This window comes from Comamonas sp. MYb69 (assembly GCF_037479315.1).
In the GTDB taxonomy this organism is placed as follows: Bacteria; Pseudomonadota; Gammaproteobacteria; order Burkholderiales; family Burkholderiaceae_C; genus Comamonas.
Map to the genome: position 1 here is coordinate 159,004 of NZ_JBBGZG010000004.1, position 21,428 is coordinate 180,431.

Here is a 21,428-nt window from a genome sequence, read left to right on the forward strand (position 1 = left end):
CCCTGGCAGCCGACGCGGCGGAGGCACTGCAGCCGACGACCCGCTTGCAGCGCTGGCGCATGGTGCTGGGCAGCCCGGCCGATGCCAGCTGCGGAACCGTGGGCGGACGCCTGCAGGAAATGGACCAGGCGCTGGCCGCGCTCTACGAGGGCGACAGCCAGCTCGGTTCGCGCAAGGGCGGCCGGGGCAATTCTTCGCCCTCGGTGTCGCGCTGGCTCGGCGATATCCGCAAGTACTTTCCGAGCCAGGTGGTGCAGGTGATGCAGCGCGATGCGATGGAGCGCCTGCAGCTGCGCGAGTTGCTGCTGCAGCCCGAGATGCTGGAGAACGTGCAGCCCGATGTGCACCTGGTGGCCAACCTGATTTCGCTGGGCTCGGTCATCCCGCAAAACACCAAGGCCACCGCGCGCCTGGTGGTGCGCAAGGTGGTGGACGAGCTGATGAAAAAGCTCGAAGAGCCGATGCGCAGCGCCGTGGCCGGCGCGCTGGACCGCAGCCAGCGCAACCGCCGCCCGCGCCATGCTGAGATCGACTGGAACCGCACGATACGCGCCAACCTGCGCCACTGGCAGCCGGAGTACCAAACCATCGTCCCCGAGACCTTGATCGGCTACGGCCGTAAGGCGCGCCGCCCGCAGCGCGAGGTGATTCTGTGTATCGACCAAAGCGGTTCGATGGCCAACTCGGTGGTCTACTCCAGCATCTTTGGCGCGGTGATGGCCAGCCTGCCTGCCGTCGCCACCAAGCTGGTGGTGTTTGACACGGCGGTGGTGGACCTGACCGACAAGCTTGACGACCCGGTCGATGTGCTGTTTGGCGTGCAGTTGGGCGGCGGCACCGACATCAATGGCGCTGTGGGTTACTGCCAAAGCCTGATCAGCGAGCCGCGCAACACCATCCTGGTGCTGATCTCGGATCTGTACGAGGGGGGAGTGGAATCCGGCCTGCTGCGCCGTGCCAACGAGCTGGTGGAATCGGGCGTGCAGTTCATCACCTTGCTGGCGCTGAGCGACGAAGGCGCGCCCGCCTATGATGCCGCACTGGCCGCCAAGCTAGCGGCCTTGGGCGTGCCTTCCTTTGCCTGCACGCCGGATGCCTTCCCGCAGCTGATGGCAGCCGCCATTCGCCGCGATGATGTGGCGGCCTGGGCGGCAACCCAAGGCTTCAAGACCAGTCAATGACGCTGCCTGGCACTCACCCAGCCAGAAAAAAGCCCTGCGGAGCAGGGCGGTTGGAGTAAACAGAGGCTGGGAGACGGAGCCGTTTAGCGGCCCAGCGAATCGGGCAGCGGAAAACCGGTAATGCGCTTGGCGCGCGGCGGCGCATAGGTGCGCACCTTGGAGGTCTTGAGGCCCAGGCGCACCAGCGATTCGGCAATGGTCACCGCGGCAGCCACGCCATCGACCACGGGCACGCCGGTGCGGCTGCGCACCTTGTCTTCGAGCTCGGCCATGCCGCCGCAGCCCAGGCAGATCACTTCGGCATGGTCTTCTTCCACGGCCTTGGCGGCCTGCTGCACGATGGCATCGACCGCGCGCTCGGGCTGGCTCTCGAGCTCCAGCACGGCCATGCCGCTGGCGCGCACCGAGGCGCAGCGCGCATCCAGCCCGGCCAGCTTGAGCCGGTCTTCGATCAAGGGCACAGCGCGGTCCAAGGTGGTGACGACGGCGTATTTGTGGCCCAGGAACATGGCCGTCGATGCCGCAGCCTCGGTGATGTCGACGACGGGCACTTCCAGCAGCTCTTGCAGGCCTTCGCGGCCATGCTCGCCGTAGCCGGCCTGGATGACGGCATCAAAGGGCTGGTCATAGCGCATGACGGCATCCATCACGCCGACAGCGCAGAGGTAGCTCTCAAAATTGCCTTCTACCGATTCGGCGCCAAAGCGCGGGGTGAGGGCGACGATCTCGGTGCCCGGTGCGGCTGCCCGGCGCGCCTGGGCGCCGATGGCCTCGGTCATGCTCTCGGTGGTGTTGACGTTCACGATCAGGATGCGCATGCAAAAAACTCCGTCTCAATGTTGGGCATGGTTCACGGCAATGGCCTCGCCGTCCTGGTCTTCATAGTGCTGGCCCTTGGGCGTCAGCAGCCAGTAGAACAGGCCGCCGAGCCCGGCCGCAATGAACCAGGAAAAGTGCGATACCGATTCGAGCGCCGGCAAAAAGGCGAAAAGCAGCGCAATCAGGGCCGAGGGCACCAGGGCCTGGATGGCGCGGCGGTTGACGCCGTTTTCGTAATGGTAAGGGCCGTTGCGGTCATCGCTGTAGAGCGCTGGCACATGCACGCGCTGCTTGCGGATCAGCCAGTAGTCGGCCATCACGATGCCAAACAGTGGGCCCAGGAACGAGCCCAGACCGCCCAGGAAATACAGGATCACCAGCGGCGAATCGTAGAGGTTCCAGGGCAGGATCACAAAGCCGAGGATGGCGCTGACGAGGGCCGCGCGGCGGAAGTTGAGCTGGCGCGGCAGCAGGTTGGCCAGGGCCAGCGCGGGGGCGACAAAGTTGGCCATCAGGTTGACGGCGATGGTCAGGATCAGCAGCGACAGGCTGGCGAGCACCAGCAAGGGCTTGTTGGGGATCTTCTCGACGATGTCGGTCGGGCTCAGGATCAGCGTGCCATCGATCGCCAGCTGGCCGCCGGTCAGCACGACGACGATCAGGCCGAAGATCAGCATGTTGATGGGGATACCCCAGAAGTTGCCCTTGACCACGGCGCTGCGCGAGGTGGCACCCCGGGTGAAGTCACAGAAATTGAGCACAAAGGTGCCATAGATAGCGACCCACAGCGAGGCTGCACCCATGATCTGCACCCACATCGCCGCACCTGTGCTGGGCTTGGGCGCCGTCCACTGGATCTTGCCGCCCGAGCTGTACAGCACCCAGCCGGCCAGCGCGATAAAGGTCACCAGAATCACCGGGCCGGCAAAGGCCTCGTACTTGCGGATGCTCTCCATGCCCCAGCAGGCAATCATCGTCTGCACCACCCACAGCAGGCTGAAGCTGATCCAGCCGAGCACCGGCAGGCCCAGCACCTGGTGCGCCAGCAGCGCCTGCAGGCTGGGGAAGAGGGTGATCAACAGCACATCGAGCACCTTGGAGGCCAGGTAGGTCTGGATGCCGAACCAGGCAATCGCGACACCGCCCCGGATCAAGGCCGGGATCTGCGCGCCCCGGGTGCCAAAGCTGATGCGGCTCATCACCGGAAAAGGCACGCCCGTCTTGGGGCCCATGAAGCCCGACAAGGTCAGCAGCACAAACAGCAAGGCGGCGCCCATCATCAGCGCCGTCAGAATCTGCCAGCCGCCCAGGCCCAGCGCAAACAGGCCGATGGCAAAGGCGTAGTTGCCCAGGCTGTGCACATCATTGGCCCAGAGCGTGAACAGGCTGTAGGCACCCCAGGAGCGGCTGTCTTTCTTGGTGGGCGCGAGGTCTTTGTTGTAGAGCGAGGGGCATACGCCGGCGGGCAAGGCACCGGCCGCTGCCGGGCGCTGCTGTGCGGGATTGAAGGCAAAGCCTGCGTTCTGGTCTGCTGCAAGATCGGTCATTGACATCCTTGGATCGGGCGCATCCAGCTGCGCCTTATTTGCGGCCTGGCGGCCGGGTTTGTCTCGTCATGTGCGCGGGTCCATGCATGGCATGTGCAGCACAAAACAGGCCTCAATGGCTATGCGTTGTGTGCACATATGCATACATTAAGTGTATACAAAACACCTGAAAATGAACTAGGGGCAACCCTGGGTGAAGTGCCACACTGTTACTTGGGAGACGCCTTGGCTGCCTCTGTCAGAGGGTGCCAAGGGAGAGCTGCAATACATGAGCTTGCTCATGTTTCGGCTTGTAGCGGCTGGCGTTTTGCTGGGTCCAGGCCGCAACAGCAAGACAGAAATGCGATCCATTCCTAAAGAACTTGGCGCGTTTGGGGCCATGTGCTCCGAAGCGCTGCGCAGCGTTTAGACTGCGGGCTCCCTTGGGGAGTAGCCTGCTTCCGCGCTGGAAGCGTCTGCGTCAACATACTCGGCATTTCGCATGCTGTGGCGCAGACATCCGTTCTTCGGTTGGCGAGACCATCGGCATGCCAGCACGACCTCGGTCGGGCAGTGGTGGCATGCCGTTGTGCTCATGCCCGACTGTCCTAGAAGAACCTCCGATGAACGCTGCTTCCATTTCCCTGTTGGCGCTTGCCATGTCTACCGATGCCTTTGCCGCCGCGATTGGCAAAGGCTCTGCCCTTGTCAAACCCCGTTGGTCCGAGGCACTGCGCACCGGCCTGATCTTTGGTGTTATCGAGGCCATCACGCCGCTGGTGGGCTGGGCGCTGGGCTATGCCGCGGCCGATTATGTGAAGGCCTGGGACCACTGGATTGCTTTTGTGCTGCTCTTGGTGCTGGGCGGCCGCATGGTGCTGGGTGCCTTTCAAAGCGCCGATGAGCCCGAGATGAGCCGGCCCGCGCGCCATGGCTTCTGGCTGCTGGTGGCCACCGGCTTTGCCACCAGCATCGACGCGATGGCGGTAGGCGTGGGCCTGGCATTTCTGGATGTGAACATCACCGTCGTTGCGCTCAGCATCGGCTTTGCCACCTTTGCGATGGTGACCCTGGGCGTGATGGTCGGCCGCGTGCTGGGCAATATCACCGGCCGCTGGGCAGAGGCGGTGGGTGGTGTGGTGCTAATTGCGATTGGCTCGCTGATCCTGTACGAGCACATGGTGGCGGTGTAAAAGCCAAAGCCCTCTGCTGGCATGGCGGAGGGCTTGGCTGCGTTTTGCGCTGTAGGAGCGTTGCTACAGGCAAAACAAAGCCCCGCAGAGCGGGGCTTAAGTGAGAGAGATCAGTGGGCTTGCAATCGCTGCGGGTGCCGGGTTTTTAGGTCTGGCTCAACCGCTTGCAGGCTGCGCTGGTATCAGAAGCGGGCAGGAGCACGCTTACGGTCACGTTCGTCTTCAGGCCAAATAGCAAACACTTCAGTCATTTCAGTCCTTTCACCTTTCTGGTGTAGATGGGTGTACAACGGGCCGCAGGCTGAAGTTGTTGACAAGGTCTGCATAAAGTTTTGTGAACAAGCTCCAACAAAACGTAGAAATCACCGTTTTACGGGGCCTGACACGGCATTGCTTTGTGAAATCGCTATGATTTGCCACCGAATTTAGACAGGGAGTGCGTAATGGCAGGTGCTGGTTTGTTGATGTTGCTCGATGATATTGCGACCTTGCTTGACGATGTGGCGCTGATGACCAAGACGGCTGCGGGCAAGAGCACGGCCATCCTGGACGATGTGGCCACGCAGACCAAGGTGGCGGTGCAAAAGACGGCGGGGGTGCTGGGCGATGACCTGGCGCTGAACGCCGAGCAGGTGACTGGGGTCAAGGCCAACCGGGAGTTGCCGGTGGTCTGGGCGGTGGCCAAGGGATCGCTCAAAAACAAAGTCATCTTGGTGCCGGCAGCGCTTTTGATCAGTGCTTTTGCGCCTTGGTTGATCACGCCGCTGTTGATGCTTGGCGGCGCTTTTCTGTGTTTTGAAGGGGTGGAGAAGGTGCTGAGCCTGTTCCACAAGCCCGGCAAACAGGCGCCCCATGATGCCGTCAAGGAGTCCGAGCAGGCTGCGCAGATGGGCGTGGCGCCATCATCCGTGAAGGCTGCCAGCGAGAAAAACATGGACCCTGTGGCCTATGAAAAAGCCAAGGTGGCGGGTGCGGTGCGTACCGATTTCATTCTGTCTGCAGAAATCATCGCCATCGCGCTGGGCACTGTGGCCAGCAAGCCGCTGTGGGAGCAGTTTGCAGTGCTGGTGGCCGTGGCGCTGGCGATCACCGTGTTTGTCTATGGCCTGGTCGCCGGTATTGTGCGCATGGACGATGTGGGCATGTGGCTGATGCGCAAGACCAGTGCCGCTGCCAAGGCTTTTGGCCGGGGCCTGATTGCGTTTACGCCCTGGCTGATGCGTGGCCTGTCGATTGTCGGAACGGCTGCGATGTTCATGGTGGGCGGCAGCCTGCTGGTGCATGGCATTGGCCCGATCGAGCACTGGTTGGAGAGTACCGTAGCCCCGATGGGTGGCGTGGTGGCACTGCTGGCCCCAACGCTGGTGCATGTGGCTGTTGGTGCAGCCATTGGTGGCCTGGTGGTGCTGGCGGTGGAGGCCTGGCACAAGCTGCGCGGGCACTGATCGCAAGCAGCAGCGCATGGCTGCTGGCCGCGCCCCTCGGGCGCGGCCAGCAAGAAGCAGAAGGCGGCATCGCAACAGCGGGCCGCCTTTTTTCATCGCTTGTTTTGTCTCGTTGATCTGGGTCAGGGCCGTACAGCCCGCTAAAGCAGAAGATGCAGGCATGGACAGCAGAAACTGCTCTGCCGCCTTCAGATACGGCGCTTGGCGCGGGTGGGGGCATGCAGATGCGGCCTGGGTTCAGCTACTTTTCAATCCATGCGAGCAAGATCGCAGCGAGGGCAATGACGATGAAAAAAATGATGTTGGCAGCGGCAGCTGTATGTGCAATGGCGTCGGGCGCGGCGATGGCACAAGAGGCGCAAAGCCCCTGGCAGGTGCGTGTGCGCGCCGTGCATCTGGACAGCGCCAACAAGGACTCCACCGGCCTGGGTCTGTCGATCAATGACAAGACGATTCCCGAAGTGGATGTGACCTATTTCTTCACGCCCAATATCGCGGCCGAGCTGGTGCTGACCTATCCGCAAAAGCACGACCTGCGCTCGGACGGCGCCAAGATCGGCACGCTCAAGCACCTGCCGCCCAGCCTGCTCGCGCAGTACCACTTCACCAATATGGGCGCCTTCAAGCCCTACCTGGGCGCTGGTGTGAACTACACGCGCTTCTCGAACGTGAACTTTGCGCCGGCCGTCGAGGCCGCGCTCGATCCATCGATCAAGAAGAACAGCTTTGGCCCGGCGCTGCAGATCGGCTTTGACTACATGCTGGACAAGCACTGGTCGATCAACGTCGATGTGAAGAAGGTCTACATCAAGACCGATGTGCGCTCGGCCGGCACCAAGGTGGGCACCTTCAAGGTGGATCCTTGGTTGCTGGGTGTCGGTGTGGGCTACCGTTTCTAAAAGGGGTCTACAACCCGCTCCTGGTGGTTCAGGAGCCAAAGAGCACTGTGATTGAGCCGCTTACTGAAAGCGGCTCTTTTTTATGCAAGCGGCTCTTTTTTATGCGCGACGGACCCTCAGACCTGGGCCAGCGCCTGCTCCAGATCGGCCAGCAGGTCATCGACATGCTCGATGCCGACCGAGAGGCGCACCATGCCTTCGCTCACGCCGGCTTTATCCAGCTCTGCGCTGTCCAATTGGCGGTGCGTGGTCGAAGCCGGGTGCGTCGCCAGCGATTTGGCATCGCCAATATTGACCAGGCGGGTGAACAGCTGCAGCGCATCCAGAAAGCGGGCACCGGCAGCGCGCCCTTCGCCATCGGCGGCGTTGAGGCTGAAGGACAGAATGCCCGAGGCACGACCGCCCGACTGCTTTTGCAAGGTGGCATGGTCCGGGTGGTCGGGCAGGCCGGCATAGCGCACCCAGGCCACCTTGGGGTGCTTTTGCAGCGTCTCGGCAATCTTTTGCGTGTTCTCGCAGATGCGGTCCATGCGCAGCGCCAGGGTCTCGATGCCTTGCAGGATCTGGAAGGCGTTCTGCGGCGAAATGGCCGCGCCCATATTGCGCAGCGGCACGACGCGCGCGCGGCCGATATAGGCCGCAGGGCCCAGCGCTTCGGTGTAGACCACGCCGTGGTAGCTCACATCGGGCTCGTTCAAGCGCTTGAAGCGCGCCTTGTGCTCGGCCCAGGGGAACTTGCCGCTATCGACGATGGCACCGCCCACGCTGGTGCCATGGCCGCCCAGGTACTTGGTGAGCGAATGCACGACAATGTCGGCGCCATGCTCGATGGGGCGCAGCAGATAGGGCGAGGGCACGGTGTTGTCCACGATCAGCGGCACGCCATGGCGATGGGCCACATCGGCGAGCGCCCGGATATCGGTCACATTGCCCAGCGGGTTGCCGATGGACTCGATGAACACGGCCTTGGTCTTGTCGTCGATCAAGGCACCAAAGCTGGCCGGGTCGCGCGGATCGGCAAAGCGCACCTCGATGCCTTGCTGCGGAAAGGTATGCGCAAACAGGTTGTAGGTGCCGCCATACAAGGTGCTGGCCGAGACGATGTTGTCGCCCGCTTCGGCCAGGGTCTGGATGGCTGCGGTGATCGCTGCCATGCCCGAGGCCAGCGCCAGCGCGGCAATGCCGCCTTCGAGCGCTGCCACGCGCTTTTCCAGCACATCGGTGGTCGGGTTCATGATGCGGGTGTAGATATTGCCCGGCACCTTCAAATCAAACAGGTCGGCGCCGTGCTGCGCGCTGTCAAAGGCGTAGGCCACCGTCTGGTAGATGGGCACGGCCGCAGCCTTGGTAGTGGGGTCGGGCGAATAGCCTGCGTGAACGGCCAATGTCTCGATGCGCATGGTGTTGGAATCCTTGTTGTTGGCGGAAAGATGCCTGCCCGTTGTAGCAGTTTTGCGCGCCGGGCCAACGATTTTTTGGGTATGAGCTTATGAGGCCGCAGAGGCCTCGTAGCGCCCTCAAATCCAGGTATTGACCGCCAGCCCGCCCAGCACCAGCCAGACAAACAGCACCAGGGCCAGCAGCAAGGGCTTGATGCCCGCAGCCCGCACCGAGCGCACATGGGTAGTGAGGCCCAGGCCGGCCATTGCCATCGTCAGCAGCGCGTTGTCCCACTGCACGCCGATGGCGAGTGCCTGCGCCGGGATGACGCCCAGCGAATGGATGCCCGCGACCGCAACAAAGCCCAAGGCAAACCAGGGAATGGTGATCTGGCGGGCCTGCACGGCGCCGTTGGCGGCGGGCTGCGGGGCCGGTGCATCATTGCCAGGCCGCTTGGCCAGCCACAGCGACAGCGCAATCAGAAACGGGGCCAGCATCATCACCCGCACCATCTTGGCGACCACGGCGGTGTCGGCCGCGCTGCTGCTGATGGCGCCGCCAGCAGCGACCACCTGCGCCACCTCATGCACGGTCGAGCCCACCCAGAGGCCATAGCCGGCCTCGCTCATCTGCAGGCTGGGCGCGAGCCACTGGTAGAGCACGGGGTACAAAAAGGTGCCCACCGTGCCAAAGACCACCACGGTGGCGATGGCGACTGCCACATCATCGGCGCGCGCCTTGGCCACCGGGGCGGTGGCCAGCACGGCCGCTGCGCCGCAGATGGCGCTGCCCGCGCCCACCAGCATGCTGGTGCGGGCATCCAGACCCAGCCAGCGCTGGCCCAGCCACTGCGCCAGCACAAAGGTGCTGCCGAGCATCAGCGCATCGATCAGCACGCCGCTGGCGCCCACGGCAGAGATGTCCTGGAAGGTCAGGCGCAGGCCATAGAGGATGATGCCCAGGCGCAGCAGCTGCTGCTTGGACAGGCCCACCCCCGCAGCGGCCGGCGCCTGCACCCAGCCATAGACGGTATTGCCCACCAGCATGCCGATGACGATGGCCAGCGTGAGCGCGCTCAGCCCATGGCTGCCAAACCAGGGCAGGGCTGCGAGCGTGCTGGCCAACCAGGCAATGGCCGCGCACAGCAGCAAGCCCGGCACGAGGCGTTTGGCGCTGTCGAGCCAGTGGCTGTTGCGCAGTTGGGGGAGGGAGAGGGGGGCGAGTGACATGGGTGGTTCCAGAGGCCCTGCCAGGACCAAAAGCGGTGGCCTGCCGGGCGATATGGAGTCACTATAGAAATTATTCTTATATCTGTATAACTAATTGTTTGGTTAATATCTATCGATAAAATAGGTAGATATTTTTTCATCAACCCAAGCGCCTTGGGCGCCATCCCCATGCTCCATCTCAGCCTGCGCCAGTGGGAGGTTTTCTGCGCCATCGCCCACAGCGGCAGCACCGTCGCCGCAGCGCAGACCATCGGCCTGTCGCAATCAGCCGTGAGCGCCGCCTTGCAGCAGCTGGAGGCGGGCCTGGGCGCGCAGCTGTTTGCGCGCAGCGGCAAGCGCCTGGTGCTCAATGACCTGGGGCGCAGCCTCTGGCCGCAAGCGCAGGGCTTGCTGGAGCTGGCCTTGCAGCTGGAGCAGGCCACGCAGCAGACCGAGCCGATGGCGCCCGTGGTGTTGCGGCTGGCAGCCAGCACCACGATTGCCAACCATGTGCTGCCGGCCATCCTGGCGGACTTTATGCAGCGCTATGCGCTGGTGCAGTTTGAGGTGGTGATCGGCAACACGCGCGAAGTGGCCGAAGCGGTGGGCGAGGCCAGTGTGGACCTGGGCTTTATCGAAGGGGTGAGCCACTGGCCGGCGCTGGAGGTGCAGCCCTGGCGTGAGGATGAGCTGGTGCTGATTGCCGCGCCGGGCCATGCGCTGGTGGCCGCTGCCGGCCACAGCCCTGTCAGCGCCCAGCAGCTGGGCGCTTGCCGCTGGCTGCTGCGTGAAGAGGGCTCGGGCACGCGCGAGGCGGTGGAGTTCACCGTGCTGTCCCAGTTGCGGGAATGGCCGATTGCAGCGGTGCTGGGCAGCTCCGAAGCCATTTGCACGGCCGTGGCGCGTGGGGCGGGCATCAGCTGCCTGTCGCGCGTCATTGCCCAGCCCTGGATCGAGCGCGGCGAGCTGGCGGTGCTGCACAGCCTGTTGCCGCCGATGCGGCGCCAGTTTTCGCTGCTGCAGCGCCAGGGCAAGCAGCGGTCACCGGTGCTGCAGGCCTTGGTGCAGGCCTGTATGGACGCTGCCTGAGCCTCTGTGAACAGGCCCCTAGCGAACGTGCTGCTTGTCGAGCTTGCGCGCCAGGGTGCGGCGGTGCATGCCCAGGCGGCGCGCGGTCTCGGAGATGTTGAAGCCGGTCTCGGCCAGCGTTTCGTGGATCTTTTCCCACTCCAGCGTCTTGATCGAGGTGGTGGCGGCAGTCAGGTCCACCTCGGTGCTGCCTTCGACCCGGCTGAAGGCCGCCTCGATGTCGTCGGTGTTGGAGGGCTTGGCCAGGTAGTGGCAGGCGCCCAGCTTGATGGCTTCGACCGCGGTGGCGATGCTGGCATAGCCAGTCAGCACGACGATCAGCGCATCGGGGTTTTGCGCATGCAGCAACTGCACGCAGGACAGGCCCGAGGCGTGGCCTGCGAGCTTCAAGTCCATCACCGCATACTGCGGGCGCTCGGTCTGCAAGAGCTGCGCCACTTCGTCGGCGCTGCTGGCATGCAGCACGCGGTAGCCACGGCGCTCGAAGGAGCGGCGCAGCGTGCGGGCAAAGGCGGCATCGTCTTCAACCAGGAGTAAGAGGCGTTCTTGGGTTGGCGTCATGGTGTGGTTCGTCATCCAGGGCAATGGAGGCCAGCGGCAGGCTGATGCGTACAGCTGCACCGCCGCCCAGGTGCTGCTCGCGGTTGCGGGCCTCGACATGGCCGCCCAGCGAGCGGGCCACATTCATCACCAGAAACAGGCCCAGGCCACCGCCAGGGCGCTGTTTGGTGGACTGGTAGGGCTTGCCCAGATGGGCCAGGATCTCGCTCTTGAAACCCGGGCCGCTGTCGGTCACCTGCAGCACCAGCTGGGCATCGTCCTGCGCGGGGCATTCCACCACCAGCTGCACAAAACCCGGCGAGGCTTCCAGCGCATTGTCCAGCACATTGAAAATCATCTGTTGCAACGAGGTATCCGAGATGATCGGAATATCGCGCGCGACCTGCTTGCGGTAGACGAAGTTGCCGGGCTGGCGGTGGCTTTGCCACTGTGCGGCGACCCGGTCCATGAAGGTGACCAGGGTGGTGCTCTGGGGCGCGTCGCCGCGCGTCTCACCGGCCGACAGCAGCACGCCGGTGACGATGGATTTGCAGCGCTGCACCTGGTGCTCCATCTCGTGCAGATCCTCCATCAGCTCGCTGTCCTGCGCGATCGAGGGCATGCGCTGCCAGTCACCCAGAATCACCGCCAAGGTCGACAGCGGCGTGCCCAGCTCATGGGCGGCGCCGCTGGCCAGCAGGCCCATGCGCACGATGTGCTCCTCTTCGGCCGCGCGCTGGCGCAGGTCGGCCAGGCGCGCATCGCGCAGCTGCAGGTTGGACATGATGCGGTTGATGAAGGAGACCAGCAAGATGGCATTGAGCCCAAAGCTGATCAGCAGCCCCAGCAGGTAGAGCGCATGCATGGCACCACTGCGGTGGCTCATGATCTGCAGCGGCTGGTAGAAAAACGCTAGCGCCACCGCGCAGCAGCCGGTGACCACCACAATGCCCCAGGCGTAGAAGGGCTTGAGCAACACCGCCCCCAAGGTGACCTGGAGCAGGAACAAGGTGATGAAGGGGTTGTTGGCGCCGCCGCTGAGGTAGAGCTGCAGGCTAAGCGCCCCGACATCGGCCAGCAGCGCCACAAACAGATCGCTGGACGAGATATCGTGCTGGCGCCAGCGCAGCCACCAGACGCAGATCAGGTTGGTGATGACCAGGCCGGCCAGCACGGCAAACATCTCGTACAGCGGCAGGTAGATGTCAAAGCCCCAGCGGACCAGCGAGATGGTGACCACCTGGCCGACCACCGCCAGCCAGCGCAGCTGGATGAGCAGCTGCATGTTCTGGCGGTCAGTGGTGTGGGTGACCTGAAAAGGGGAGGGGATGGACAGTGGCACCGTGCAATTGTGCCGCAGGCGGCAGGCCTTGCGCCTGCCAGTGTTACCGGCGCCGCTAAGCGCCGGTAACTGCACCGTGGCTAACGCGCGCCCTTGCGTCGGCGCAGCACCAGCCAGGTGGCGCCCACCACCATCAGGGCCAGGCCATACCAGGTCAGCGCATAGACCAGGTGGTTGTTGACAAAGCGAACCTGCGTGAGCCCTGCGCGTGGCCACTGCTGGCCTTGCAGGTCGCTGGCGCTGCTGCGCTTTTGCTCGCCCACCAGCTCGGCACTGCCATCGGGCAGGCCTTCGTCGATGAAGAAGGGCGCCACTTGCGCCAGGCCCTGGGCCTGTGCAATGGCCTGCACATCGCGCGAGAACCAGCGCTGGGCCTGCGGGTCGTTGTCGCGCAGAAAGCCGCCTTTGGGCTCGGTAGCGCGCAGCAGGCCGGTCACGCTGACCTCGCCCGTGGGCGTCGCTGCCGTGAGCTGCGGGCCGCCTGCCCAGTCACGGCGCAAGGCGTCGGGCACAAAGCCGCGGTTCACCAGCACCTGGCTGCCATCGGCACGCTGCAGCGGCGTGAGCACCCAAAATCCCGAACCCAGCGCCGTGGTGGCCTGGGTCAGCACGGTCTTGTCCGTCAGCCACTGGCCTTGCAGCTGGCTGGGCTGGTACTCCATGGCCTTGGCATCGAGCTGGGGCCAGCTGGTTATTGCAGGTACGGGCTGGGGCGCACTGTGCACCCGGCGCTCGACCCGCTCGATGAGGTCGAGCTTCCACTGCAGGCGGTAGACCTGCCAGGTGCCCAAGGCGCAAAAGCCCAAGAACAAGGCGATGCCCACGGTTGCGAGCATCGCCTGAAAAAGTGCGGAATGCCGGGGCTGGCCCTGCGCATTCCGTTGCGTTTCGTTGGTCAAAACAGCTTAGTGGTTGGTGTGGCCTTCGCTGGCAGCAGGTTGCTGCTGGGTCACGGCGGCCGGGTTGTGGTTGTGGCCAGGCATCATGTTGGTGTTCATGTGGTACATGACCCACAAGGTACCGGCCAGGGTCACGGCCACGAACACGATCGTGAAGATGGTGGACATCAGGGTCCAGCCGCCTTCGATCTTGCCGTTCATGTGCAGGAAGTAGACCATGTGCACGATGATCTGCACGACCGCGAAGAAGGCGATCACGACCACGGTGGTGGTGCGGTTCTCGAACACATCACCCATCACCACAGCGAAGGGGATGGCCGTCAGGATGATCGACAGGAAAAAGCCGATCATGTAGCCCGAGAAGGTGCTGTGTGGGCCATCGTCATGACCGTGGTCATCGTGGCCGTGTGCTGCGTGGTTATGTTGTGCGCTCATTTACAGCACTCCCATCAAATATACGAAGGAGAAGACGCCGATCCAGACCACGTCCAAGAAGTGCCAGAACATCGACAGACACATCAGGCGGCGGTTGTTCTCGCGGGTCAGGCCGTGCTTGCCGATTTGCAGCAGCAGCACCACCAGCCACACCAGACCAAAGGTCACGTGCAGACCGTGGGTGCCCACCAGTGCAAAGAAGGCCGACATCGCAGCGCTGCTCTGCGGGCCAGCGCCCACATGGATCAGGTGGTGGAACTCATAGAGTTCCACGCCCAGGAAACCGGCGCCAAACAGCATGGTGATGATCAGCCAGACGACGGTGCCCTTGACCGAGCCCTTTTGCTTGGCCAGCATGGCAAAGCCGAAGGTGATGGACGACAGCAGCAGCAAGGCGGTGTTGATGGCCACCAGGCTCAGGTCGAACAGCTCGGCGCCACCTGCGCCGCCTGCATAGTTGCGGCCCAGCGCGCCATAGGTGGCGAAGAGGGCAGCAAAGATCAGGCAGTCGCTCATCAGGTAGAGCCAGAAGCCCAGAGCGGTGCCATTTTCAACGTGCGGTTCTTCCTTGAGGAAGTAGTCACGGGTACCGGTCGCGCCGGCGAGGGTGTTGTGATTAGACATGGCGGGCCAACAGTTGGGTACGTTCTTCTTCGGTGGCTGCTACTTCGCTTGCAGGGATGTAATAGTCACGCTTGTAGTTGAAGGTGTGGATGATCGAGACCAACACGATGCCGGCAAAGCTGATGCCTGCGATCCACCACATGTGCCAGATCATCGCGAAACCAAAGACCAGGGCGATCATCGAGATCACGAAGCCGGCGCCAGTGTTCTTGGGCATGTGGATTTCCACGAAACCGTCGAGCTTGCGCTTGTAGCTGTGCTTCTTCATGTCCCACCAGGCGTCGCTGTCATGCACGGCAGGCGTGAAGGCGAAGTTGTATTGGGGAGGAGGCGACGAGGTAGCCCATTCCAGGGTACGGCCGTTCCAGCAGTCACCGGTCACATCACGCAGCTGGTCGCGCTTGAGGTAGCTGACGAACAGTTGGATGAAGAAGCAGGCGATACCCAGCGCGATCAGCACAGCGCCGAAGGCCGCGATGATGAAATAGATCTGCAGCGAGGTGTCTTCGTAGTGGTTGACACGACGGGTCACACCCATCAGGCCCAGCACGTACAGCGGCGTGAACGCAACCCAGAAGCCGAAGAACCAGAACCAGAACGATGCCTTGCCCCAGAACTCATCGAGGCGGTAGCCGAAGGCCTTGGGGTACCAGTAGTTGATACCGGCGAACACGGCAAACACGACGCCACCAATGATGACGTTGTGGAAGTGGGCGATCAGGAACAGCGAGTTGTGCAGCACGAAGTCAGCAGGCGGCACGGCCAGCAGCACACCGGTCATACCACCGATGGTGAAGGTCAGCATGAAGCCCACGGTCCACAGCATGGGCACGGTGAACTTGATGCGGCCACGGTACATCGTGAACAGCCAGTTGAAGATCTTGGCGCCGGTCGGGATCGAGATGATCATCGTCGTGATGCCGAAGAACGAGTTCACGCTGGCACCGGACCCCATGGTGAAGAAGTGGTGCAGCCACACCAGCCAGGACAGGATGGTGATACACACGGTCGCATACACCATCGAGGTGTAGCCGAACAGGCGCTTGCGCGAGAAGGTCGCAACGATTTCAGAGAACACGCCGAACGCAGGCAGGATCAGGATGTAGACCTCTGGGTGGCCCCAGATCCAGATCAGGTTCACGTACAGCATGGGGTTGCCGCCCAGCTCGTTGGTGAAGAAGTTGGTGCCGACGTAGCGGTCCAGGGTCATCAGCACCAGCACAGCGGTCAGGATCGGGAAGGAGGCGACGATCAGCGCGTTGGTGCACAGCGAGGTCCAGGTGAAGATAGGCATCTTCATCAGGTTCATGCCAGGCGCGCGCATCTTGATGATGGTCACGATCAGGTTGATACCGGACAAGGTCGTCCCGACGCCGGCAATCTGCAGCGCCCAGATGTAGTAATCCAGACCCACGCCCGGGTGGTACTCGCCCAGACCCGACAGTGCCAGCCAGCCCAGGGTGGAGAACTCACCGACGAACAGCGAGGCCATCACCAGCACGGCGCCGGAGGTGGTCATCCAGAAGCTGAAGTTGTTCAGGAACGGGAAGGCCACGTCACGCGCACCGATTTGCAGCGGCACCAGATAGTTCATCAGGCCGGTCACAAAAGGCATGGCCACGAAGAAGATCATGATCACGCCGTGGGCGGTGAAGATCTGGTCGTAGTGGTGCGGGGGCAGGTAGCCCATCGATTCACCGGCGGCCAGCGCCTGCTGGCCACGCATCATGATCGCGTCGGCAAAGCCGCGCAGGAACATGACCAGGCCCAGGATCATGTACATGATCCCGATGTTCTTGTGGTCGATGGAGCAGATCCAGTTCTTCCACAGCGGACCCCAAAGTTTGAACTTGGTGATACCGGCGACGACCACGAGGCCGCCCAGGACCACGGCGATGAAGGTCCACAACACGATGGGCTCATGCACCATCGGTATGTCATTCCATGTCAGCCGCCCGAGGAGCGGGTCATGGCTTACGTTTGTAGCTACGGACATATTGAGTCTCTTTGAAAATTCTCGATGGGGTTACTGCGCCACGGGGGTGCCAGGCGCTGGCTCGCCCAGGGAGGCGACCACGGCAGGGGCGTTGGCCACCGTGCACACGTCGTCCTCAGGGATCAGCGAAACACTCTTGCCTGCAGCTGCACGGGCCTTCATGTTGGCCATCGCATCCTTGGCCATGATCTCGTCCATGCACATCTTGCCCGCTTCAACGCAGCGGTTGAGCACGGCGTGGTACAGGGTGCTGTCAACGGTGCTGAACAGGCGCACAGGATCGCGCTCGCTGGGCTTTTCCAGCTTCACGTATTCCGCACGGTCCAGGGTCGCGCCTTCGGTCTTGGCCTTTTGCACCCAGGCGTCGAAGTCGCCATTGCTCAGGCCGTGGAACTTGAAGGTCATGCCGGCAAAGCCCGAGCCGCTGTAGTGCGAGCTCATGCCCTTGTAGACGCCAGGCTTGTTGATCACGGCGTTCAGCTGTGTCTGCATCGATGGCATGGCATAGATCATGCCGGCCAGGTCAGGTACGTAGAAGGCGTTCATCGTCGTGGTCGAGGTCAGCTTGAAGCGGATCGGACGGTCCACGGGCGCGGCCAGCTCGTTGATGGTGGCAATGCCTTGCTCAGGGTAGATGAACAGCCACTTCCAGTCCATGGCCACCACTTCGACTTCCAGCGGCTTGACGTCCGCAGCCAGAGGGCGGTTGGCGTCAATGCGGTCCAGAGGACGGTAGGGGTCGAGCTTGTGGGTGTAGATCCAGGTCAGCGCGCCCAGCGCGATGATGATCAGCAGCGGAACGGACCAGATCACCAGCTCCAGCACCGTGGAGTGGTGCCACTCGGGATCGTAGTCGGCGGGCTCATTGCTTTCGCGGTACTTGAACGCGAACAAGAGGATCAGCACGATCACCGGAACGATGATGATCAGCATCAGCAAGGTGGCGATGATCACCAAATTGCCGGACTGCGCCGCCACGTCACCCGCAGGGTTGAGAACGACGGTGTTACAGCCTGCAAGGCTGGCGGCAACCAGTAACGCCGCAACGAGCCGTGAGGGCCCGTGAAGTTTTTTCAGATCAGGCATGCGAAAGGGCACGGCAAGCGCGCTTAGGTATAAACATGGATTGCAAAATCCCCCCAAATGTAAATGCTAGAGGCAGGCCTGTCGATTGGACATTTTGTCCTACGCCCTCTCAGAAAGTACCCAGCTAGGCTCCTGGTAAAGGTACGGTCTCAGCAGGCCGGTAACAGCTTGAGGAAGGAGCTTTTGTATGAGTAGTCTCGGTTACACAGCATCTCCTGTCGGCGGCACCCCCGGTGCTGATCCCCGTCCCCGTGCCCATTCTGAAGAAGATGTAACACCTGGCGAGATCGCGGTCGGGGTGATTATCGGCCGTTCGTCAGAGTATTTTGATTTTTTCGTATTTGGCATAGCGGCGGTCTTGGTCTTTCCAAGCGTCTTTTTTCCCAACTTTTCGCAGCTCAATGGCACTTTGCTGTCATTTGCGGTCTTCTCCATCGCTTTTGTCGCCAGACCGGTCGGCACCGCCATCTCGATGGCCATCCAGCGCCGCTGGGGACGTGCCGCCAAAATGACAGTGGCCCTGTTTTTGCTGGGTGTCTCCACGGTCGGTATCGCCTTTTTACCCGGGTATGAGGTTCTCGGCCGCACCGCCATCTGGCTGCTGGCGCTGTTCCGCTTTGCGCAGGGCCTGGCACTGGGCGGCTCCTGGGATGGCCTGCCGTCGCTGCTGGCGATGAACGCGCCAAGCAACCGCCGAGGCTGGTACGCGATGATCGGCCAGCTGGGCGCGCCACTGGGCTTTGTGCTGGCCGCCGGCCTGTTCGCCTACCTGTACAGCGCGCTGTCCAAGGCCGAGTTCCTCAGCTTTGGCTGGCGCTATCCGTTCTATGTCGCCTTTGCGGTGAACGTGGTGGCCCTGTTTGCGCGGCTGCAGCTGGTGCTGGGCCAGACCTACACCCAGGCGATGCAGGAGCGCGAGCTCGAACCCGTCAGCGTCACCCGCCTGATCGACGAGGAGGGCAGCCATGTGGCCATCGGCGCCTTTGCCGCGCTGGCCAGCTTTGCGCTGTTCCACCTGGTCACCGTGTTTCCGCTGTCCTGGATTTCGCTCTATTCGGACCAGCCCATCACCCATGTGCTGGGGGTGCAGATTCTGGGGGCCTTCTGCGCGGCGCTGGCGATTGTGGCCTCGGGCAAGCTGGCAGACAGTTTTGGCCGGCGCAACACCCTGGGCGCGATGGCGGTGCTGATTGCGCTGTTCAGCCTGGCCACGCCCAAGCTGCTGTCCAGCGGCGTGACCGGTAACAACATCTTCATCATCGTCGGCTTTGTGCTGCTGGGCCTGTCCTACGGCCAGTCGTCCGGAACGGTCACCGCCAACTTCTCGCCGCGCTTCCGCTACACCGGCGCTGCGCTGTCCACGGACATGGCCTGGCTGGTGGGCGCAGCCTTTGCACCGCTGGTGGCACTGGGCTTGTCGGCCAAGTTCGGCCTGATCGCTGTCTGCCTCTATCTGCTGTCGGGTGCCGTCTGTACCTTGGCGGCCCTGGGCATCAACCGTGCACTGGAGTCGCGCGAAAGCGCCGAGGCCAGCACCTGACCGGTTTTATCAAGGGACTGTCCATTGCGGACAGCCGGGACGAAGGATTGACCTGAGCTCCTGGGCCTTGGTGAAAAAAAAGCTGCAGAGCTTGGCTTCTGCAGCTTTTTTCTTGGTGCGGGCGGATCGCCCGCTCAAGTACGCACCACCGCAGGCCGGGTGCGGTAGAACTGCATCGGGAACTCCTGCATCTCCTTGGCATGCTGGTTGATGACCGAGCGCTTCATCTTGCCGACCACATGCATCTCGCAGGGCTTGCAGTCAAAGCGCAGGGTCAGCTTTTCCTTGCCATTGATCAGCTGCAGCGGCTCGGCCTTGATGGTGCCCTTGACGCCGATGACGCCCTTGGCCTGCTTGGGGCACAGGCTCATCGAGAAGCGCACGCAGTGCTTGGTGATCATCAGCGAGACTTCGCCTTCCTCTTCCTTGCTCTCGTAGGCCGCATCGATCACCTTGACGCCATGCTTGACATAGAAGTCATGCGCCTTCTGGTTGAACACATTGGACAGGTAGGTCAGCGTGTCTTCCGGGAAGGGCGCAGGCGGCTCCACCGGCAGCGCGCGCGGCAGGCGCACAAAGCCGGCCTCGCGGGCGGCTTCGAGCGCAGCCACAGCATCGCGGCGCAGCTGGTTCAGTGCAGAGGCGGGGATGAACCAGGGCTGGTCCAGCTGCAGGCTGATGTCATGCACCGAGAAAATCGTGGTGCCAAAGCGGCCCAACTGGTCGCGCAGGCTCGCTTCGGCCCGCTCGCTGTCGGTGGCGGCTTGGTGCGGCTGCACCAGGCTGGCGCTGCCGACAAAGCCGTCATCATCGGTCAGGGTCAGCGCAAAGCCATCCGGGGTCTGGCCGAGCTGGGCCCAAAGGCCAATGCGGCGCTCGCTGGACTTTTTATCCAGGGTGCGCACCCAGGCCATGTCACGGTTGCGGTTCACTTCCAGGCCCTTGCGCAGGTCCTTGAAGCCGGCGATCGGGTCCTTGGGGAACACGCGCCACAGCGATTTCTTCGCATCCACCGATTCGGCACGGTTGATCTGCATGCCGACCAGCTCTTTTTGCAGGTCGTAGTAGCACAGGCCATCGCCGTTGTGCAGCACGGTGTCGCCGCTGGAGGCCTCGAGCTCGACAAAGTTCTCGCCCACCTTGGTGACCCAGCCGATCGCGCGGCCCGGGGTCTTCGGAGTGTCGAAGGCGCCGATATCGTCCTTGCGGCCATTGACGAAGTAATCGGTGAACTCGCGGTTGAAGTTCTGGTCCGGATCGGGCGTGAAGCTGAAGCTGGTGCGGCCCGAGGACGAGCGCGCCAGCGGCGCCTCGGAGAACTCGCGCTCTTCGATGATCTCGTCGAGCAGCTTGCGGTAGTGGGCCGTGATGTTCTTCACATAGCCCATGTCCTTGTAGCGCCCCTCGATCTTGAAGCTGCGCACCCCTGCATCGATCAGCGCGCGCAGGTTGTCGCTCTGGTTGTTGTCCTTCATCGACAGCACATGCTTTTCATGCGCAATGATGCGGCCCTGGGCGTCGAGCACCTCATAGGGCAGGCGGCAGGCCTGGTTGCAATCGCCCCGGTTGGCGCTGCGGCCGGTGTGGGCGTGGGTGATGTAACACTGGCCCGAATAGGCCACGCACAGGGCGCCATGCACAAAGAACTCAATCGTCGTGCGGGCCGGGTCGGTTGCGGCACGCACGGCGGCAATCTGTTTCAGATCCAGCTCGCGCGCCACCACGATCTGCGACAGGCCGGCATCCTGCAGAAAGCGGGCTTTCTCAGGCGTGCGGATATCGCTTTGGGTCGAGGCATGCAACTGGATCGGCGGCAGGTCCAGCTCCAGCAGGCCCATGTCCTGGATGATCAGCGCGTCAGCCCCGGCTTCGTAGACCTGCCAGGCCATTTGGCGCGCGCCTTCCAACTCATCGTCGCGCAAGATGGTGTTGAGCGTGATGAAGATGCGGCTGCCAAAGCGGTGCGCATGTTTGATCAGGCGCTCCAGATCCCGGATGTCATTGCCCGCCGTGGCGCGCGCGCCAAAGGCCGGCCCTCCGATATAGACGGCATCGGCGCCATGGTTGATCGCTTCAATCCCGATATCGGCATCGCGGGCCGGGGAGAGCAGTTCGAGCTGGTGGGGCAGGAGGGACATAGGGCCAGGATTATCTCAGGTCGCTGCAGGAGGGCCGCTGCGCTCGGAGATAAGCTGACTGCAGTGCCAGCCCAAGCACCATACCGAC

18 protein-coding genes and 1 riboswitch are annotated in these 21,428 nt (G+C 62.9%); of the genes, 6 read left to right on the plus strand and 12 right to left on the minus strand.

The annotated features are described in order from the left end of the window. Positions 1 to 59 precede the first annotated feature (59 nt). Positions 60 to 1,181: a VWA domain-containing protein gene (locus WH303_RS07055; protein ID WP_232539663.1), complete on the plus strand. Its 1,122-nt coding sequence runs from the start codon at positions 60 to 62 to the stop codon at positions 1,179 to 1,181. A gap of 83 nt (positions 1,182 to 1,264) precedes the next feature. Here the strand turns inward: WH303_RS07055 and WH303_RS07060 are convergent, their stop codons facing one another. After that, complete coding sequence (locus WH303_RS07060) at positions 1,265 to 1,999, minus strand: aspartate/glutamate racemase family protein (RefSeq protein ID WP_021027627.1); 735 nt, start codon at positions 1,997 to 1,999, stop codon at positions 1,265 to 1,267. Positions 2,000 to 2,014: 15 nt separating this feature from the next. After that, the gene (locus tag WH303_RS07065) at positions 2,015 to 3,547 is read right to left on the minus strand and encodes an NCS1 family nucleobase:cation symporter-1 (RefSeq protein WP_021027626.1); all 1,533 of its coding nucleotides are present in this window, start codon (positions 3,545 to 3,547) and stop codon (positions 2,015 to 2,017) included. 417 nt (positions 3,548 to 3,964) lie between these two features. Next, a riboswitch (yybP-ykoY riboswitch) is annotated at positions 3,965 to 4,130 on the plus strand. 19 nt (positions 4,131 to 4,149) lie between these two features. On the opposite strand from WH303_RS07065, the gene mntP reads away from it, so the two are divergent. From mntP to WH303_RS07080, 3 genes are all read left to right on the plus strand, one after another. Then, positions 4,150 to 4,719, plus strand: a complete 570-nt coding sequence (mntP, locus tag WH303_RS07070) for a manganese efflux pump MntP (protein WP_339517628.1) — start codon at positions 4,150 to 4,152, stop codon at positions 4,717 to 4,719. Between the two features lie 443 nt (positions 4,720 to 5,162). Beyond that, the gene (locus tag WH303_RS07075) at positions 5,163 to 6,164 is read left to right on the plus strand and encodes a DUF808 domain-containing protein (protein ID WP_021026715.1); all 1,002 of its coding nucleotides are present in this window, start codon (positions 5,163 to 5,165) and stop codon (positions 6,162 to 6,164) included. A gap of 287 nt (positions 6,165 to 6,451) precedes the next feature. Beyond that, entirely contained in the window at positions 6,452 to 7,063 is a 612-nt protein-coding gene (locus WH303_RS07080; RefSeq protein ID WP_027010866.1) for an OmpW/AlkL family protein, read from the plus strand. A 116-nt stretch (positions 7,064 to 7,179) separates the two neighbouring features. Here WH303_RS07080 and WH303_RS07085 read toward each other — a convergent pair whose 3' ends face one another. Together WH303_RS07085 and WH303_RS07090 are read right to left on the minus strand one after the other, a co-directional pair. Continuing rightward, positions 7,180 to 8,463 carry an O-acetylhomoserine aminocarboxypropyltransferase/cysteine synthase family protein gene (locus tag WH303_RS07085; RefSeq protein ID WP_339517631.1) on the minus strand — a complete coding sequence of 428 codons (1,284 nt, stop codon included), beginning with the start codon at positions 8,461 to 8,463 and terminating at the stop codon, positions 7,180 to 7,182. 117 nt (positions 8,464 to 8,580) lie between these two features. Beyond that, complete coding sequence (locus WH303_RS07090; RefSeq protein ID WP_339517633.1) at positions 8,581 to 9,672, minus strand: YeiH family protein; 1,092 nt, start codon at positions 9,670 to 9,672, stop codon at positions 8,581 to 8,583. A gap of 168 nt (positions 9,673 to 9,840) precedes the next feature. On the opposite strand from WH303_RS07090, the gene WH303_RS07095 reads away from it, so the two are divergent. Continuing rightward, entirely contained in the window at positions 9,841 to 10,740 is a 900-nt protein-coding gene (locus WH303_RS07095; protein ID WP_339517635.1) for a LysR family transcriptional regulator, read from the plus strand. Positions 10,741 to 10,758: 18 nt separating this feature from the next. Here WH303_RS07095 and WH303_RS07100 read toward each other — a convergent pair whose 3' ends face one another. The 7 genes from WH303_RS07100 to cyoA form a co-directional block, all read right to left on the minus strand. Beyond that, complete coding sequence (locus WH303_RS07100; protein WP_339517637.1) at positions 10,759 to 11,301, minus strand: response regulator transcription factor; 543 nt, start codon at positions 11,299 to 11,301, stop codon at positions 10,759 to 10,761. Further along, entirely contained in the window at positions 11,264 to 12,565 is a 1,302-nt protein-coding gene (locus WH303_RS07105) for an ATP-binding protein (protein ID WP_445228134.1), read from the minus strand. The genes WH303_RS07100 and WH303_RS07105 overlap by 38 nt, the downstream gene beginning before the upstream one ends. A 137-nt stretch (positions 12,566 to 12,702) precedes the next feature. Next, entirely contained in the window at positions 12,703 to 13,458 is a 756-nt protein-coding gene (locus WH303_RS07110; protein WP_339517906.1) for an SURF1 family protein, read from the minus strand. Positions 13,459 to 13,527: 69 nt separating this feature from the next. Next, positions 13,528 to 13,956: a cytochrome o ubiquinol oxidase subunit IV gene (cyoD, locus tag WH303_RS07115; RefSeq protein WP_116925060.1), complete on the minus strand. Its 429-nt coding sequence runs from the start codon at positions 13,954 to 13,956 to the stop codon at positions 13,528 to 13,530. Then, on the minus strand, positions 13,957 to 14,580 hold the full coding sequence (cyoC, locus tag WH303_RS07120; protein WP_021026722.1) for a cytochrome o ubiquinol oxidase subunit III: 624 nt from the start codon (positions 14,578 to 14,580) through the stop codon (positions 13,957 to 13,959). It abuts the gene before it with no gap. Continuing rightward, positions 14,573 to 16,576: a cytochrome o ubiquinol oxidase subunit I gene (cyoB, locus tag WH303_RS07125; RefSeq protein ID WP_027010869.1), complete on the minus strand. Its 2,004-nt coding sequence runs from the start codon at positions 16,574 to 16,576 to the stop codon at positions 14,573 to 14,575. The genes cyoC and cyoB overlap by 8 nt, the downstream gene beginning before the upstream one ends. 30 nt (positions 16,577 to 16,606) lie before the next feature. Next, on the minus strand, positions 16,607 to 17,662 hold the full coding sequence (gene cyoA, locus WH303_RS07130; RefSeq protein WP_021026724.1) for a ubiquinol oxidase subunit II: 1,056 nt from the start codon (positions 17,660 to 17,662) through the stop codon (positions 16,607 to 16,609). 187 nt (positions 17,663 to 17,849) lie between these two features. On the opposite strand from cyoA, the gene WH303_RS07135 reads away from it, so the two are divergent. Next, on the plus strand, positions 17,850 to 19,202 hold the full coding sequence (locus WH303_RS07135; protein WP_339517642.1) for an MFS transporter: 1,353 nt from the start codon (positions 17,850 to 17,852) through the stop codon (positions 19,200 to 19,202). A gap of 134 nt (positions 19,203 to 19,336) precedes the next feature. Here WH303_RS07135 and WH303_RS07140 read toward each other — a convergent pair whose 3' ends face one another. After that, positions 19,337 to 21,340 (minus strand): peptidase U32 family protein, encoded by a 2,004-nt coding sequence (locus tag WH303_RS07140; protein ID WP_339517643.1) that lies wholly within the window; start codon positions 21,338 to 21,340, stop codon positions 19,337 to 19,339. Positions 21,341 to 21,428 lie beyond the last annotated feature (88 nt).